Below are 16,505 nucleotides of genomic sequence, written 5' to 3' on the forward strand. Positions count from 1 at the left end.
TCACCAGCTACCTTGCTTGCCCGGCAGGAAGCCTCAGGATCGTCACTTGTTCTCCCGCTGCAATGCCTTTTTGCTCAGGTGGAACAACAATCAGACAATCGCTATCTTTAATCGTAATCATGACACTGGATTCATCTATACGAGCAGCGGCCGGGACTGCGTATACTTTACCATCACGAATGATCGTACGTCCGCGGACAAAACGTGTGAAATTGTTGACTTTATCGTATCCAACCTGCAGCGTTGCAGTCCATTCCTCCAGATAAGGGTGAGCATCCGCCTGCATCGCACGAAGCGTCGGGCGAACAAACAGATTAAAACCGACAAAACATGCCCCAGGATTACCTGATAATGCAAATAACAGCTTGTCCTTATACCTAGCAGCCGTTGTCACACTCCCTGGTCTCATGGTGACTTTGTTGAAAAGCATCTGCATCTGCTCTTCAAGCACAAGCTCCCCCATAATATCGTAATCACCAACAGATACACCACCCGTCGTTACAACCATATCGTTGTCACGGATCGCTTCCTCCAGCTTGGCTCTTGCTGTGTTCACATCATCGGCGATTGCTCCATACATAATAGGCTCTCCACCCGCTTCAACCACAAGAGAACGGAGCATATAGCTGTTGCTGTTGCGTATCCGTCCGGGCTGGAGCGGCTCATGAACTTCAAGCAGCTCGGTGCCTGTTGCAAAAATAGCCACCTTCGGGCGTTCAAACACAGGTACATCGGCTACGCCAAACGTCGCCAGTACAGACTGTTCACCAGCCCCGATGACTGTGCCCGCTTCAAGCAGCTGCTGCCCCTCCTGAACTTCGAGCCCGATCGGAGTAATGTTTGCTTCCACCTGAATCTGGCGTTTCAATGCTATCCAGTGCTCACCTTGCTCCTGCTTGCTTTCGGTCATTTCCATCATAACTACGGCATCCGCCCCTTCCGGCACTTGGGCACCTGTCATGATTCTGGCAGCCGTTCCGGGTGTAATGATATGCTCAGAGGTGTAGCCACACGGAATTTCATCAATGACACGGAACCATACTTGATGTTCACTTGTGGCCAGAAGTGTGTCTGCGCTTTGAATCGCAAAACCATCCATACCTGATCTGCGAAAAAAAGGATACGCATGTGGTGCTGTAATGGCACTGGCGAGCGTGCGCCCATGCGCATCTGCAAGGGGAACATATTCAGTCCGGCCTCTTGGAATGTGCTTAGCAATTCTGGCCTGTGCCTCATGTACTTGTACAGCAGCACGATGAAATTTTGCGGTGCTCATATCATATGAATGGGAATTCGGTTTCACTGTGAAGTACCTCCTGAAGTCTTAATCTCATTTAAGAAAGTGTAGCCCGAATACGTGTGGATGACAAGTCGCTCACTGTATCCCAGACCAAAATGAAAAACGCTCTTACTGCACATAATAGCATTCGTTAACAGGAGGTGAATACGATGCACAGGATTAATCAATGTGAGTTATGCGGCAGAGAGCCCGTGGAAACAACGGTTCATCATCTGACTCCGAAGGAGATGGGAGGCACTTTTATGCCAACAGCTAACCTATGCATCCCTTGTCACAAGCAAATTCATTCGTTATACACCAATCGTGATCTTATCACACTCGGTCTGACCACCCTGGAGTCGCTGAGCGCAGATGAACGTATCGTGCCTTACCTGCGCTGGATACGCAAGCAGCCCGCTTCCACGATACCACGTGTACGCAAGTCTCATCATGTCCGTAAAACATAAAAAAACAGTAACACGATGCTTGCTGACAGCTTTGTCAGCTCACCCTGTTACTGTTTATTATTTTGCTCTGAGCTTATTACTGGTTATCTTCTGTAACGTCCTGTCTTAAAACGTTATCTTCGCCTCATAATCCGGCCGCCGCCAACGCGGGTTTTTGGCTTTTTATAGGATTTCTTCGGAGAATCAAACAAATCACCCAAGCCGCCACTGCTTTTATTACGATCAATGCTGCCTCTGCTCTGCTCCTTCTTCCGGTCGAACAAACCGCCACCTGAACCGACGCTTGTATCCTTGTCACTTCCACGTCTTGTGATCGAGCCTTTACGTTCAACGGTCAGCGGCGGAGCCAGTTTTTTATCATTGCTGGTCGGCGCCCGGTATGATCCCGCCTTCGGTTTATACGTATCCCGTTCCGCATATCCACGGTAGTTACCCGATCCACGCCCTCCAAAAGCATCAAACAAATTACCGATTAGTGTCGCCGTAAGATACCCTTGCAAAAAGGACGAGCTATAATTCTGCCGCACATATTCCTTGGAATCGACCTCAACCAGCGTATCCTCCGGTTTCTTCGGATCTTGCTGCAGATGGTAGTACTGATCCGAGTATACCAGGAACATACGCTCTGTGCTTTCGGCCGAAATCTGGTCCGGCTTCCGCTGATCAGACAGCTCCTGAGCAACCTCTGGCACCGTGCGGTTCGCAGCACGATACACATAAGATGTGGATTGGCCACTGCCACTAACCGATTCAAGCGGATACGTATCCTGAACCGAAGGGGCCGCACCGCACGCAGACAACAGAGACATCACAAGGCTGAGGACCAGCATTAATTTTAATCCATGTGCCAAGCGTTTTTTCATTGGAACCTCTCCTAGTTCGAACGAATCACTTTGATATCCGCAGGAAGAATGGACTCCCCCTCATACAGGTTAAACCTTCTGTCTTGCCATTCCACACGAAGAAGTTTGTTATCATCCGATTGATACTGCCACACCAGCTGTTCACCAGCCTGACCATAAGGTGTTCTGCCAACCGTTTGAACCATGCCTCCATACTCCTCCTCCAGATGATACACATGATCATCCAGTTCAAGAATGGTAGGCACTTCATCCGGAGCATCGAGCCTGCCGTCAATAGGAATATAGAGTGCATAACGAATGATTTCGCGCTCCTCCACATGCAAATATCGGAATGAACTGCCATCCTGCAGCGTAAGCACGACAGCATTGCGCGCACGATTCTGCACCCTGCCGACAACTTCATACGTAACGAGGGACACTTCACAGATATCGCCAGGTCCGAGCTGAAGCATCGTTTTCTCTGCCTTCGGCGGTTCTGGCTTTGCTAGTATTCCTTTAATGCGTTTCCATACACTCATGCCCATTACTCCTGTTCTGTTCCTTAACTTGATTACTCCTGTTCAACGCTTATGTTACTCTTGCTTTGTTCTACTTACAGACAAGCTGCAATAATCAGTGCGCCCACAATATGTAAAGCGCCGGAGAAAAGTCCGTATCCCGTTTTGCCCTGCTGAATCCCTGTATCCAGATCCAAGGCAGCCCATCTGCGAATGATGAAGTGAACAACACTTTCCAGAATCAACAAAATCACAAAGGAAACCACAGAAACGAGTAACGCTTCTCCCAGATGTCCAGCTGTAGAGATAGATGTTGCAAGCACATATCCTTGTGCGAAAAGCTTCATAACCATTCGGGTAGTTACTGCCATATTGCCAGCCTTGACCTCGGCAAAATCTTTATACTTTGTAAAGAGTGAATCGACGTACATCAGCAAAAATAGCAAAACCGAACCCGAAGCAGTCCAGACCAGCATCGCCAAAATGTTCAAATCCATTTACACAGCCTCCACTTATCAACATGATTCGCATTTAAAAGCGAAGGAGAAACTCTGTTCTCCTCCGCTGATTAACCCTGCTGACTGCCAAGGTGTTTAGTTTTTATTCTCGTACTGCTTCATAAGAGCAGCAAGTTCGTCCTCAACTGCGGCATCCTTGCCCAGCTTCTCGAACTCTTCATCGAGTGATTTGCCTTTGGAAGACATCTCGTTGCTAGCCTCCGCCTGAGCTTCCATCTGCATCATTTTCTCTTCCATGCGTTTCATGCCCGCACTTGCTGTGTCAGAACTGAAACCGTTCAACGCTTTGTTAATCTCCGTCTGTGCCTTCGCTGCATTGTAACGAGCAACCAGCGTTTCCCGTTTGTTTTTCATTTGTGTCAACTGTTTGCGCATCTCGTCCAGCTTGCCGCGAAGATTGTCAGCAGAAGCTTTATTCTGATCGTAACTAGCTTTATACTCGATCATTTTTTCTTCAGCTGCTTTTTTCTCCTCCAATGCCCGGCGCGCCAGATCCATATTCTGTGCACGAGCGGCTGTGTGTGCCTGCTCCTCGCGTTTTTTCACGAGAGCTTCCTGCTCTTCATACAGTTGCTTGAACTTCTTCTCAATCGCAATCTGCGCGGCTACGGCCTTCTCGGCATCCTCAAGATCTTCTTGCATGTCACGGATATATTGATCCGTCATCTTGATTGGATCTTCAGCTTTGTCGATAATAGCGTTAATGTTGGACATGGTCAGGTCACGTAATCTTTTGAAAATGGACATTAGGTTATTCCTCCTAGTAATAGTTCATCGTATATATAGATACATACGCAGCATTCTGTAACTCGTTTCAATTTTAGCACAAAAAAATTAAAACAAGATGAAAGCCTTCATACCAGAAGCAATTTTTCTATATTCAGATTTATTCGTCTATTGTTTTACCCGTTTGTCCTTCCTGCAATTCCACAGATAGCTGTGTAGGGTCCGGCATCATGTTCAGATGTTCGTCCATGAGCCTCTCTGCAGTCTGCACGATTTCGTCTATTTGCATGCGCGTAATACTGTCAAAATGAATGCCCATAATTACGGTAACTGTAACTTTTAATTGAAGACATGCCTTCCGGGCAAGCCGCTCACATAGCTCCTGCTCCTTATGACCCGGAATATGTACCGTCGTACCGCTAACACGCTCCTGCTCCACATAAAAGGTCGATACAGCACCAATATGAGCTTGCCCGCCAGTCACCAGGAAAACTTTGTCCAGCCCGGCATCAATAACCTCTAATCGAATGGATTTCAAATCATATGTACTCATCTCACTCCACCTGTCCTTCTCTATATGTGATATATGGTGGAATTATGACTTTGAAGACGCCAACAGTGCAGTGAGACTTCTCACATACGCATAAAAGTTTCTGTCACAGGGCATACCATAGAGAACGTCATTTATGAAAAAGGAGGCCGTTACATATGCGTTTACGCCTCATCATGCTTCTGTTTATAACGGTTATCTGGTGTTTTGGAGCTATGCCGTTATCTCCTGCTCTTGCTCACACTACGCCAAAAGGTGCTGAAAGACCGTCACATCCCCCTGCATCCATCCCGGATACAGGAGAAGAGCAGCTGACTTTGGGGCAGCTGCGGCAAAAGTATGCCGACACCTTCAAAACAAATGGTCCTTCCACCAAGCAGGTGGCGCTTACTTTTGATGATGTTCCTGATCCACGGTTTACCGCTCAAGTGCTGGATGTATTGAAAAAATATAAAGTACGTGCAACCTTTTTTGTCGTAGGCAGCCGGGCTGAAAAACATCCAAATCTGGTGAAACGTATGGTCAAGGAAGGGCATGTTATAGGCAATCACAGTTATAATCATCCTGAATTCAGCAAGTTATCCATGAACGCATTTCGCAGGCAAATTTTACATACTGGTGACATTATTCAACGTCTGACCGGTTATACGCCCAAAATGATTCGTCCTCCATATGGAGATATTAATGAGGAGCAGCTACGCTGGGCTCGAAAGCAGCGTTACAGCATCGTTAACTGGAATGTTGATTCTCTGGATTGGAAGGGTCTGACGAAAGAGCAAGTGAAACATAACATTCTTTCTGCGGTAAAACCCGGCTCCATCGTACTGCAGCATGCCGGGGGAGGCATAGGGTCCAATCTAAAAGGATCAGTTGAAGCTTTGCCTGAAGTGATTGAGGAACTTCGGAATCGAGGCTATGATCTCGTTACTTTGGATGAAATGCTGAAACTGTCTAAGGAAAAGTAATGATGTAGAGGATTGCATCTAAACAGGGTGTCCCCTAGTGTTATCATGACTATAAATCATGATAATACCTGAGAACACCCTGTATCTGCTGGTGATGAATGTTAACGTTTTGAACTCAGGATAGTTCCAGAGTCAAATCCGTTATTATTTTAAAATGTAAAGCTCAACATCCTGGAAACCGAATGAATTCACAAACTGCTTGCTCCCCGGAATGAAGATATCAATGCGATTGCCTTTAATTGCACTACCCGCATCAAGTGCCGTAGCTACGAAGGCTTGTTTCGGCAGCCCTGGATGTGAATGCCCCGTTACCAGCACTTTCGTGCCAAAAGGAATAACCTTCGGATCTACAGCAATGGTGCCCAGCTCCAGCGGGTTGCCAAAGTAATCAACCGCACCCCATCCTCCATTCTCGGAAGCATCAGCGGAGTATGCTGTAGCCTTAACGTTTATTGTTTTGCTGTAGTCAAAGGTTTTACCCCAAGCCTGTACAACTTTGTTTTCCCCGTTCACGTTCAGACTCGCTGCTGTCACCGTTTTTTCCTGTGACTTCATCTGAGCTGGTGCGGCTGCCGCTTTATTTTCCTGACCTGGGATCGTGATTTTCAGACCACCATAGATGTTATAAGGTGAAATGTCTTTGTTGGCTTTAATTAATGTGTCCATGGCAACGCCATACTGCTTCGATAACGTGAAAAACGTATCTCCTTCTTTGGCTACATGAACAGCATCCGCGTGAGCCGGAACGGCTTGAATCAATAGAACGGATGTCAGTAGTGCGATGGCTGCTTTTGATATACGTTTGTGGTTAAACATGGTTTTCCTCCTCATTATGCCTGCGAAGTTAGTTGTCGGATTCGGATGGAGGAACCCACCCTATAGGCTGTACTGAACATGCTATTGCATTATGTATTCCTAATTCACCCCTAGCAGCGTGCTGTTCGTATGACAGGACATCACTGCATTGTTACATCCCCCGCACTTCCTCTCCGGAAATTTCGGCCGCATTCAATATATCACAATTTTGTAACCAAAACCTGTAGTAAATGTTACCATATTGCGTTGTTTTCACTTTTCTTGTCCGCATACCATAAGTAAGATTCCATTTAAAATGCGATTCTCCCGTTATTTCCTAGTAGTAATCAGGTAACAGAAACGTAACTTTTATAGACTCATAAAATAAAAACCACCCGTATAACGGGTGGTTTGTTCTGCGGCTGAAAGCCTTTGTTACTGGCCAGCCCTAAAAGGGCATTGAAGGGTTCGCCAACCGCACTACTTTTTCGGCTACCCCTAAAGGGGGGACTCTATTTCTTCTTCTTTCGTTGTTCCTTTGTTTCTTCTCCTGTAAACGGATCAATATATTCCGCCATTGTTATTTGTTTGGCGACGATATCTTCCTGCAATTGATTTTGGATATATTCTTGTATCACTTTCTTGTTCCTTCCCACCGTATCCACATAAAATCCTTTACACCAGAACTTCCGATTCCCGTATCGATACTTTAGATTTGCATGTCGGTCAAAGATCATTAAGCTACTCTTTCCTTTTAAATATCCTATAAACGCTGACACGCTAAGCTTCGGTGGGATACTCACTAACATATGAATATGATCTTTACATGCTTCCGCTTCAATAATTTCCACATTTTTCCTCTCACATAATTGTCTTAGTATTTTCCCAATATCCTGTTTCAATTTCCCGTAAATGACTTGCCGTCTGTACTTTGGCGCAAACACGATATGATACTTACAATTCCATTTTGTATGTGCTAAACTGTTCACATCAGATGACATCTGTATTCCTCCTATTGTCGATAAATTCGGTTGGCGAACCAAATTTATTGTAACATTAGGAGGAATTTTTTTTCATACATCGCTGAAAGCTATCCCGAACCATACGCATAGCGTATGGTTTTCTTTTGACAAAAAAACGTTACCGACATTAAGCCGATAACGCTTTGATGAATGCACCTTATTTGAGATATTCACACTTCGTGGTTAGAGAACCTTCGCAAGAAAATCTCGGGTACGTGCATGCTTAGGAGCACCAAACACCTCATCAGGTGTCCCCTCTTCAACGATCACCCCGCCGTCCATAAACAGGATGCGGTCACCAACCTCACGTGCAAAGCCCATCTCATGTGTAACAATAACCATCGTCATGCCACCTTCAGCCAGGCGTTTCATAACTTCCAGCACCTCTCCGACCATTTCCGGGTCAAGCGCTGACGTCGGCTCATCAAACAGCATCACATGCGGCTGCATCGCAAGAGCTCTTGCAATCGCAATCCGTTGCTTTTGTCCACCAGAAAGCTGGTTTGGATACACGTCTTTTTTATCTGCCAAACCAACGGTGTTCAAAAGATCTTCCGCAATTTGATTTGCTTCGTCGATGGATTGTTTCTTCACCTTAATCGGAGCAATCGTGATATTTTGCATCACCGTTTTATGTGGGAACAGATTAAAATGCTGGAACACCATGCCCATTTTTTCACGAGTAGCGTTGATATTGTGCTTAGGGTCTGTGATGGACACACCCTCAAATTCAATCTGACCCGAGCTTGGCTGCTCCAACAGGTTCAAACAGCGCAGAAACGTACTTTTCCCTGAACCCGAAGGACCGATAACTACGACGACCTCACCTTTCCCGATGGATACGTCAATGCCTCTCAGAACATCATTTTTACCATATGATTTGTGTAATTGTCTAACGTCTATCACTTGCACCCAACTTCCTTTCCAAACGTCCAAGCAGCTTGGACAAAATAAATGTCATAACAAAGTAAATCGCTGCTGCAATAATGAACGGGTTCAGACCCTGGAATGTAAGATTTTTGACTACACTTGCCTGATACATAATATCTACCATACCGATGACCGAGATGATTGAAGATTCTTTGATGATCGTGACAAATTCGTTACCGATTGCCGGCAACACAGCCTTGAAGGCTTGTGGCAAAATAATGTAACGCATCGCTGCGCCTCGACCCATTCCGAGTGAACGAGCGGCCTCCAGTTGGCCACGATCCACGCCTTGAATCCCCGCACGGAAAATTTCAGCAAGATATGCACCGCTGTTAATTGACAGCGTCATGATGCCCGCTTGCAGCGCCGTGAAGTTGATTCCAAAAGTTAAAGACACTCCATAGTAGATGATCATGAGTTGCACCAGCATTGGCGTACCCCGTATCACCTCAACATAGGTGGTTCCAATCCAGCGTAGAATCGCCATATTGTGAAGACGGAACAGGCAGATAATCAAACCGATGATTACCCCGAAAAATACACCTAAAGCGGACAATAGGAGTGTATAGCCGATACCTGTTGCGTACAACCCCTTATACTGCCAGAATAATTGGAAGATGTTCTGCTTTTTATTGACTTTATCAGCCATCAAGAGACTTGCTTCCGTTACCATCTGATTGATTTTATCTTCGCTTTTCAGCCGCTCCAGCGTTTTGTTTACAGCGGTTAAAAGCTCGGTATTTCCTTTACGAATACCAATCGCAGCCTCAACCTGCTCCTCGTCTGGAACTGCCTTCGCAAGAACAATCATGTCATCAAGATATCCGGCAGCTACCGTATCCTCTACAATCGCCGCATCGACACGTTTCGTCTGCAACTGCAGCACGATGTCCGAGATTTTATCCAACGAAGTCAGCTTAGCGCCAGGAATGCCCTGTCCAATCGTTTCTTGAATAGAGCCTTTCTGCACTCCGATTTTGGCATTTTCCAATGCCTTCATATCCGGATACTTGTCCTTGTCCGCACTACGAACGATAATGACCTGCTTGGATTTATAATATGGATCAGAGAAATCAATGCTTTGCTTACGCTCATCCGTTGGTGTCATACCCGAAATCACTAGGTCAACACGACCACTCTGCAGCGCAGGCAAGAGCCCGTCAAAGCCCATATCCTCGATAACCAGCTCTGCTCCCAGATCCTTGGCAATTTCTTTGGCAATCGCGATATCAAAGCCGACAATTTCATCTTTGCCATTAATGACTTTGTGAAATTCGTAGGGTGCAAAATCGGCGCTTGTCCCAAGCACCAGCTTCTTGCCGCTTGTTGAGCTGCCTGTAGTTCCACTCGCAAACGCAGCAGGTGCAGCTGCCGTCAGAAAAAGAAGGAACGTTAACAGCATTACAGTATAACGACTTATTAATTTCAACCTTGTTCTCCCCTTACAATGCTATAATTACTTTTACGTACTGATTCGTCAGTCAATGTGTTGATGACTGAGTCATTATAAAGTACAATGCATGATTATGCAATGCATTTTCGAGATCTGATCTTGATGTGTTTCTGAAAAAGCATTGCAATATGCTATGATTACCAGATCATTTTCATTTTACCTAAGGAGCCTACCTATGACACCCAATAAAACCTTGATATTCAACGTGATTGATCAATATGCTTCCCGTTTCAAAGACATTTCATCATATATTGGAGCTCATCCTGAACTTGGAAATGAGGAGTATTTAGCCTCCGCCCGCTTGAAGGAAGAACTTTCCTATCACGGTTTTGAAGTGCAGGCCCCCGTGCTCGGACTAGAGACCGCCTTCATCGGAACCTACACGTCAAGCAAACCCGGCCCTACCATCGCATTGCTCTGTGAGTATGATGCCCTACCCGAGATCGGTCACGCCTGCGGCCACCATCTCATCTGTATGATGAGCCTTGGTGCAGCTGTTGGCCTGAAATCCGTTCTGGAGGAGGTGGGTGGCACAATTAAAGTTTTTGGTACACCAGCAGAGGAAACTCGCGGAGCGAAGGTTCCGATGGCGGAAGCGGGTTTATTTGATACATGCGATGTAGCTCTAATGGCTCATCCGTTCTATGCGTATGAAAAATCAGGCAGTTCTCTTGCGATTGATGCGGTGCAATTCGAGTTTCATGGAAAATCTTCTCACGCTGCTGCCAGCCCCCATGAAGGCATTAATGCACTGGATGCCATTATTCAAACATTTAACGGAATTAATGCTTTCCGCCAACAGGTCAAAAGCACCGTTCGCATTCATGGCATTATTAACAGCGGCGGTCAAGCGGCAAACATTATCCCGGATTATGCTTCCGCTCAGTTTTATGTTCGCGCTGCAACTCGCAAAGAATTAAATGTGTTAACCGAACGGGTCATTCAAATTGCACAAGGAGCCGCACTTCAGACAGGCTGCAGGCTTGAAACATCCAATTATGAAACGTCTTACGATGAAATGGTAACCAATGAAACCTTTTCTGATGCGTTCAGCCATAATTTGATTGAGCTTGGCATTCCGCAGGAAGAGCTGATCACCGGAAACGATCATGGCTCGATGGATATTGGCAACGTCTCCCTGCGTTGTCCAGCCATCCACCCTTACATCAAGGTGGTAGACGAAGTGCACACCCTGCACTCGATCGAATTCCGTGATCTTGCCCTGCAAGAACGTGCCTTGGATGGCATGATTCTTGGTGCCAAGGCACTAGCCGGGACTGCGTTTGACGTCCTCACCAGACCGGAGCTGCTGCAAGCCATTCGGGCTGAATTCGAGCAGGTTGCCAAGTAAATAAGCTCCTTACTGAAAACAAAGTCAGCTTGAATGCACGACACGGAATGTTCAATCCTACCTGTCGTCACCTCAAGCTGACTCTTTTTCATATTCAGCATAAACAATGCTCACGCAACACTAAATCAAATCTGAATTTGACGGTAAATCTCCATATATTCCTCTGCCGACACATCCCAGCTGTACTCCCCGCCCATTGCATTGCTAACAATCTTCTTCCAGTGATCTGGCTGACGATAAAACTCCTCTGCACGGCGAATTGTGTTCATCATGTCGTGTGCATTAAAGTTGGTGAAGGAAAAGCCGTTCCCTTCCCCCGTAAACTCATTATAGGCCTGCACTGTATCATTAAGTCCTCCGGTTTCCCTTACCAGCGGCACACTGCCATAACGCAGTGCCAGAAGCTGGCTGATTCCGCATGGCTCAAACTTCGATGGCATCAGGAAGATATCACTGCCTGCGTAGAAGCGGCGAGACAAGCCGTCGTTAAACGTAATTTGTGCTGCCATTTTGAGGGGATACCGATTGGCCGCTTCCCGGAACCAATGCTCATATGCCGCATCTCCAGTCCCCAGCACCGCAAACTGAATATCATCATAATAAAGCAGCTCATCCAGGACACGACATACCAGATCCAGACCCTTGGAGTCTACAAGCCTTGTCACCATCACCATCAGAGGCGCGTCAGGACGCACAGGCAGCCCCAGCTCCTTTTGCAGCTCGATTTTATTTTCAACCTTCTTGGAGAGGCTGCTTCTGTAATTAACAGCAATTTTATGATCTGTCGCCGGATTATAACTTTTGGTATCAATTCCGTTCACGATGCCGCTAAAGCGGTCTCCCAATGAACTCAGCAGTCCATCCAGCCCATAACCATAATGTGAAGTCTGCACCTCTCTTGCATACGTCGGGCTAACAGTAGTTACATGATCAGAGAATACAACGCCTGCTTTCAAGAAATTCACATTCCCGTAATACTCAGCGCCATGCATCGTGAAATAACGGTCATCCAGCTCCAGAATCTCACTAAATAATTCATGCGGGAATACACCCTGATACAGTAAATTATGTATAGTGAACACCGTTCGAATCTCACTATAGAACGGATCCTGAGCATAATGTGCCTTCAAAAGCAATGGAATCATGCCCGCATGCCAATCATGGGTATGCAGAACGTCAGGCTTAAAATCTAGCTGAGGTAGTACCTCCAGCACAGCACGGTTGAAAAATGCAAACCGCTCACCATCATCCATATATCCGTAAACCCCGTCCCGTCCAAAATAATACTCATTATCTACAAAATAAACCGGGATTCCTTCATGCTCTAACATTTCAATCCCGCAGTATGGTCTGCGCCATCCCAATGGAACGTCCGTCACAAGCACAGGTTTCATCGCCTTTTTGTATTCCTCGGGAATGCCTTTGTATTTCGGCAAAATCACGCGTACATCTGCTCCGCTTTTTTGCAGAGCCTGGGGAAGAGCACCGATCACATCGGCTAACCCTCCAGTTTTGATAAACGGGTGTGCTTCCGCTGCTGCAAATAAAATGTTCATGCCTTGGTCCCCCTTTTTGGTTTAAGCGTGCTGTCCTCAGGGATAGCCTTCACTTTTGTCATTTTCACTTTTTTTTCTGTATTTTTTTTCGATTTCACGGAAGCGCTACCTTCAGCGCTGGACTCCGTTTTCCGACGTGTAATCTTCTTTAAAATTACGACGCTGAGCGGCGGCAAATCCACTTCCAGGCTGTGTGCATGCCCGTGAAAAGGAATTTTTTCTGTGGGCAGCTGCATATTATTAGTTATCCCTGAACCACCGTAATGCATGTGATCGCTGTTCAGAATTTCGGTATACATACCGGGACGCATGACGCCAATCCGGTAACGCTCCCTTTTGACAGGCTGGAAATTAATGAGCACCAGGAGTGTATCCGCAGGTTTTTTTCCTTTGCGCACATATGAAATGACACTCTGGCCCTGATCATCCGGGGTGATCCATTCATAACCGTCAAAGGAATGATCAAGCTCCCACAAAGCTTTTTCACGGATGTACAGATTAGACAGATCTCGTGCAAATTTGTGCAGGCTACGGTGACTGTCATAATCCAGCAAAAACCAGTCCAGTTGATCCTCATCTTTCCATTCGATGAACTGGCCGAACTCTCCGCCCATGAATAACAGCTTCTTGCCAGGAAATGTCATGAAATAACCGAGAAACGCGCGCATACCCGCAAATTTCTGCTCATAACTTCCTGGCATTTTGTTCAGAAGTGACTTTTTACCATGTACCACCTCGTCATGTGACAGAGGAAGCACATAATTTTCAGAAAAGGAGTATACAACCGGGAATGTCAGCAAATGATGTTTGGAAGCACGTTCGTGAAAGTCAGATTCCATGTAATCCAGCGTATCGTTCATCCAGCCCATGTTCCATTTATAGTTGAAGCCCAGACCGCCTTTGTCCACCGGCATCGTAACCATCGGCCATGCACTGGATTCTTCAGCCATCATTAAAGCATAAGGAAAATATTCGAAAACCGTCGTATTTAACTGCTGTAAAAAAGCTACCGCTTCTTTGTTCTCCAGGCCACCTTCATCATTGGTACGGTACTGTCCTGGCTTCTTTTCAAAATCAAGACGAAGCATGCTCGTAACTGCATCCACGCGAAGTCCGTCAAAATGGTACATTTCCATCCAGTACAGCGCATTGGAGATGAGGAAGGAACGCACCTCGGGTTTGGAGTAATCAAAACCAAGTGTGCCCCATCCGGGCTTTTCGGCTAACATGGGATCAGCATATTCATACAACGGTGTCCCGTCAAACAAACGCAGACCATGCGCATCTTTGGCAAAATGAGCAGGTACCCAATCCAGCAATACGCCAATACCCGCCTGATGTAACGTATCCACCAGATACATCAGATCTTTAGGATGCCCATAACGGCTCGTTGGCGCGTAAAACCCGGTGTTTTGATATCCCCATGACAGATCATAGGGATGCTCGCTGAGTGGCATCATTTCGACATGGGTGTACTGCATTTCCAGTAAATAAGGAACAAGCAAGTCAGCCATCTCGCGATAGCTGTATAGACCTCCATCGTCTTTGCGCTTCCACGTTCCCAGATGCATTTCATAAATATGTAAAGGTTTTTTGTAATGTGTGCGCTGCTTGCGTCTCCACGCACCGTCATTCCATTTGTAACCTTGAATTGAAGTTGTAACGGATGCCGTTTGAGGGCGAACCTCGGCCTGAAACGCATAAGGATCGGCTTTGAGCATTTCGGTGCCATCTTCCGTTAAAATGCGGAATTTGTATAAAGTACCTTCTTCAATTCCCGGAAAAAAACGACTCCAAAATCCTGATTCGGGTATCTTATATAATGGTTCCATTTCACCCTTCCAGCCATTACGGTCCATAGCCAGTCCAACTTCTACGGCATTTGGTGCCCATACGGTAAAGCGGAACCCTTGACGGTGATCGCGAGTCTCAGGCTGCGCGCCCAACATTCGATAACTGTGATGAAGATTACCTTCATGAAATAAATAAATATGCTCCGGCAAAATATCCAGATGTGTCAGCGGTTGAATAGCCAAGAGATCACCTTCTTTTCTCCAGAAAATAGATATAACGCTAACCATTACCCCATTTTAGCCAAGTTGAAAAGAAAAATGCTTTGTTTTAAAAAATGATGTAGTTTTTCAGAATTTTTACAATAACAGTAGTTTCACAGTCCTAGCTTTCGTTTACTAATGTACTACAATGCACAATATTTTGGGAGGGAAACGATCATGTTTAATAAAGATTGCATCGCTATGCTGTTGGCGGGAGGAGAAGGAAAGCGATTAGCTCCTTTAACCTCAAGAATTGCGAAACCCGCTGTACCGTTTGGCGGGCACTACCGGATCATTGATTTTCCTCTCAGTAACTGCGTTAACTCTGGGATCGACACTGTAGGAGTTTTGACGCAGTATCAAGCGGAATCGCTGCACGAACATATTGGTCAAGGAGAGCCATGGTTACATGGTGATTCAATGAGGAGTGGAATATCCTTGCTTCCATCTTATCATACAGGAAATGACGAATACTTGGGAACTGCGGATGCCATATTTAAAAATATCGACTATATTGACCAGCAAAACCCCGAAAATGTGCTAATTTTGTCGGGTGACCACATATATCATATGAACTATCGTGAGATGCTCAAGGCACATCAGGCCAACAATGCTTCTGCGACAATCTCGGTTATGGAGGTGCCATGGAACGAAGCGCATCGTTTTGGCATTATGGCAGCAGATGAGAATCTGCGTGTGACTGAATTTGCGGAGAAGCCTGCTGAACCGAAAAGCAACCTCGCTTCTATGGGTATTTACATGTTTAATTGGAAATATCTAAAAAGACATTTGCTTGAGGATGCTGCGAATCCAAACTCAAGCCATGACTTTGGCAAGGATGTCATCCCGCAAATGTTAAATGAAACAAACTCCCTTTACGTATATAATTTTAATGGATATTGGAAAGACGTGGGTACGGTGAAAAGCCTTTGGGATGCACACATGGATCTGCTGTATAACGAGGAAAACTGGAGCCTGCAACGGGAAGATTGGCCGATGTTTACCCGCGAATGGCGTTTTAAACCTAGCGCAATCAAGATAAGACAGACACAAATGGAGCATCTCTCCTCCATGGTTCACGACTCTTGTGCCATTGAAGGCCATGCTGAACGCTCCGTAATCTTCTGTGGTGCAGAAGTCGGCAAAGGCTCCGAAGTGCTTGATAGTGTTATTATGCCGAATGCACGTGTAGGCCGCGGTGTTCATATTGAACGTGCCATTATTGGCGAAGGAGCCATCATCAAGGACGGTGCAATTGTTAAGGGTACCGCTGACGAAATTGTTGTTGTTGGACCCAATGAAGTCGTAGCACCTAAACCAGCGGTTCGTACACAGCCAGTGCGTATACTGAAAGAAGTTTACGAAAAGAGCGGTCGTCTCCGCACAGGCGGATTATCCTCATAATTTCCAATTTCAAAATTGAAAAATAAAGTAATAACGTAAGCTAATGCTCATATTACTAAATGATAAGGCGAGCCA

At 46.0% G+C, this 16,505-nt stretch carries 16 protein-coding genes and 1 riboswitch; of the genes, 4 read left to right on the plus strand and 12 right to left on the minus strand.

The window, feature by feature from the left end; all coding sequences use genetic code 11:
* Positions 1-7: 7 nt before the first annotated feature.
* Positions 8-1,276: a molybdopterin molybdotransferase MoeA gene (locus tag DFQ00_RS12010; protein ID WP_110896883.1), complete on the minus strand. Its 1,269-nt coding sequence runs from the start codon at positions 1,274-1,276 to the stop codon at positions 8-10.
* Between the two features lie 173 nt (positions 1,277-1,449).
* On the opposite strand from DFQ00_RS12010, the gene DFQ00_RS12015 reads away from it, so the two are divergent.
* A complete protein-coding gene (locus tag DFQ00_RS12015; RefSeq protein ID WP_110896718.1) occupies positions 1,450-1,746 on the plus strand; it encodes an HNH endonuclease in 297 nt (98 codons plus the stop codon).
* Between the two features lie 113 nt (positions 1,747-1,859).
* Here the strand turns inward: DFQ00_RS12015 and DFQ00_RS12020 are convergent, their stop codons facing one another.
* The 5 genes from DFQ00_RS12020 to lpdD form a co-directional block, all read right to left on the minus strand.
* Positions 1,860-2,609 carry a DUF4247 domain-containing protein gene (locus DFQ00_RS12020; RefSeq protein ID WP_110896719.1) on the minus strand — a complete coding sequence of 250 codons (750 nt, stop codon included), beginning with the start codon at positions 2,607-2,609 and terminating at the stop codon, positions 1,860-1,862.
* 11 nt (positions 2,610-2,620) lie between these two features.
* Positions 2,621-3,127 (minus strand): DUF4178 domain-containing protein, encoded by a 507-nt coding sequence (locus DFQ00_RS12025; protein ID WP_110896720.1) that lies wholly within the window; start codon positions 3,125-3,127, stop codon positions 2,621-2,623.
* 74 nt (positions 3,128-3,201) lie between these two features.
* Complete coding sequence (locus tag DFQ00_RS12030) at positions 3,202-3,603, minus strand: DUF350 domain-containing protein (protein ID WP_110896721.1); 402 nt, start codon at positions 3,601-3,603, stop codon at positions 3,202-3,204.
* Positions 3,604-3,699: 96 nt separating this feature from the next.
* Positions 3,700-4,371: a PspA/IM30 family protein gene (locus DFQ00_RS12035; protein ID WP_110896722.1), complete on the minus strand. Its 672-nt coding sequence runs from the start codon at positions 4,369-4,371 to the stop codon at positions 3,700-3,702.
* A gap of 139 nt (positions 4,372-4,510) precedes the next feature.
* A complete protein-coding gene (gene lpdD, locus DFQ00_RS12040) occupies positions 4,511-4,903 on the minus strand; it encodes a prenylated flavin chaperone LpdD (protein ID WP_110896723.1) in 393 nt (130 codons plus the stop codon).
* A 155-nt stretch (positions 4,904-5,058) separates the two neighbouring features.
* On the opposite strand from lpdD, the gene DFQ00_RS12045 reads away from it, so the two are divergent.
* Positions 5,059-5,865: a polysaccharide deacetylase family protein gene (locus tag DFQ00_RS12045; protein ID WP_110896724.1), complete on the plus strand. Its 807-nt coding sequence runs from the start codon at positions 5,059-5,061 to the stop codon at positions 5,863-5,865.
* A gap of 144 nt (positions 5,866-6,009) precedes the next feature.
* Here DFQ00_RS12045 and DFQ00_RS12050 read toward each other — a convergent pair whose 3' ends face one another.
* The 4 genes from DFQ00_RS12050 to DFQ00_RS12065 form a co-directional block, all read right to left on the minus strand.
* Positions 6,010-6,681 (minus strand): 3D domain-containing protein, encoded by a 672-nt coding sequence (locus tag DFQ00_RS12050; protein ID WP_110896725.1) that lies wholly within the window; start codon positions 6,679-6,681, stop codon positions 6,010-6,012.
* 2 nt (positions 6,682-6,683) lie between these two features.
* Positions 6,684-6,879, minus strand: a riboswitch (cyclic di-AMP (ydaO/yuaA leader).
* Positions 6,880-7,172: 293 nt separating this feature from the next.
* Positions 7,173-7,661, minus strand: a complete 489-nt coding sequence (gene tnpA, locus DFQ00_RS12055) for an IS200/IS605 family transposase (protein WP_110896726.1) — start codon at positions 7,659-7,661, stop codon at positions 7,173-7,175.
* Between the two features lie 204 nt (positions 7,662-7,865).
* Positions 7,866-8,588: an amino acid ABC transporter ATP-binding protein gene (locus DFQ00_RS12060; protein ID WP_110896727.1), complete on the minus strand. Its 723-nt coding sequence runs from the start codon at positions 8,586-8,588 to the stop codon at positions 7,866-7,868.
* Positions 8,575-10,041 carry an ABC transporter substrate-binding protein/permease gene (locus tag DFQ00_RS12065; RefSeq protein WP_110896728.1) on the minus strand — a complete coding sequence of 489 codons (1,467 nt, stop codon included), beginning with the start codon at positions 10,039-10,041 and terminating at the stop codon, positions 8,575-8,577. The genes DFQ00_RS12060 and DFQ00_RS12065 overlap by 14 nt, the downstream gene beginning before the upstream one ends.
* A gap of 199 nt (positions 10,042-10,240) precedes the next feature.
* Here DFQ00_RS12065 and DFQ00_RS12070 point away from each other — a divergent pair, with 199 nt between their 5' ends.
* A complete protein-coding gene (locus tag DFQ00_RS12070) occupies positions 10,241-11,416 on the plus strand; it encodes a M20 family metallopeptidase (RefSeq protein WP_110896729.1) in 1,176 nt (391 codons plus the stop codon).
* Positions 11,417-11,541: 125 nt separating this feature from the next.
* On the opposite strand, the gene glgA is transcribed toward DFQ00_RS12070, so the two are convergent.
* A complete protein-coding gene (glgA, locus tag DFQ00_RS12075; RefSeq protein WP_110896730.1) occupies positions 11,542-12,972 on the minus strand; it encodes a glycogen synthase GlgA in 1,431 nt (476 codons plus the stop codon).
* Positions 12,969-15,008 carry a 1,4-alpha-glucan branching protein GlgB gene (glgB, locus tag DFQ00_RS12080; protein WP_167433682.1) on the minus strand — a complete coding sequence of 680 codons (2,040 nt, stop codon included), beginning with the start codon at positions 15,006-15,008 and terminating at the stop codon, positions 12,969-12,971. Before glgB ends, glgA begins: the two co-directional genes overlap by 4 nt.
* Positions 15,009-15,203: 195 nt before the next feature.
* On the opposite strand from glgB, the gene DFQ00_RS12085 reads away from it, so the two are divergent.
* Positions 15,204-16,430, plus strand: coding sequence for a glucose-1-phosphate adenylyltransferase (locus tag DFQ00_RS12085; RefSeq protein ID WP_110896731.1), 1,227 nt, complete (start codon positions 15,204-15,206; stop codon positions 16,428-16,430).
* The last annotated feature ends 75 nt before the right edge of the window (positions 16,431-16,505 follow it).

Source organism: Paenibacillus barcinonensis, from assembly GCF_003217495.1.
Lineage (GTDB): Bacteria > Bacillota > Bacilli > Paenibacillales > Paenibacillaceae > Paenibacillus > Paenibacillus barcinonensis.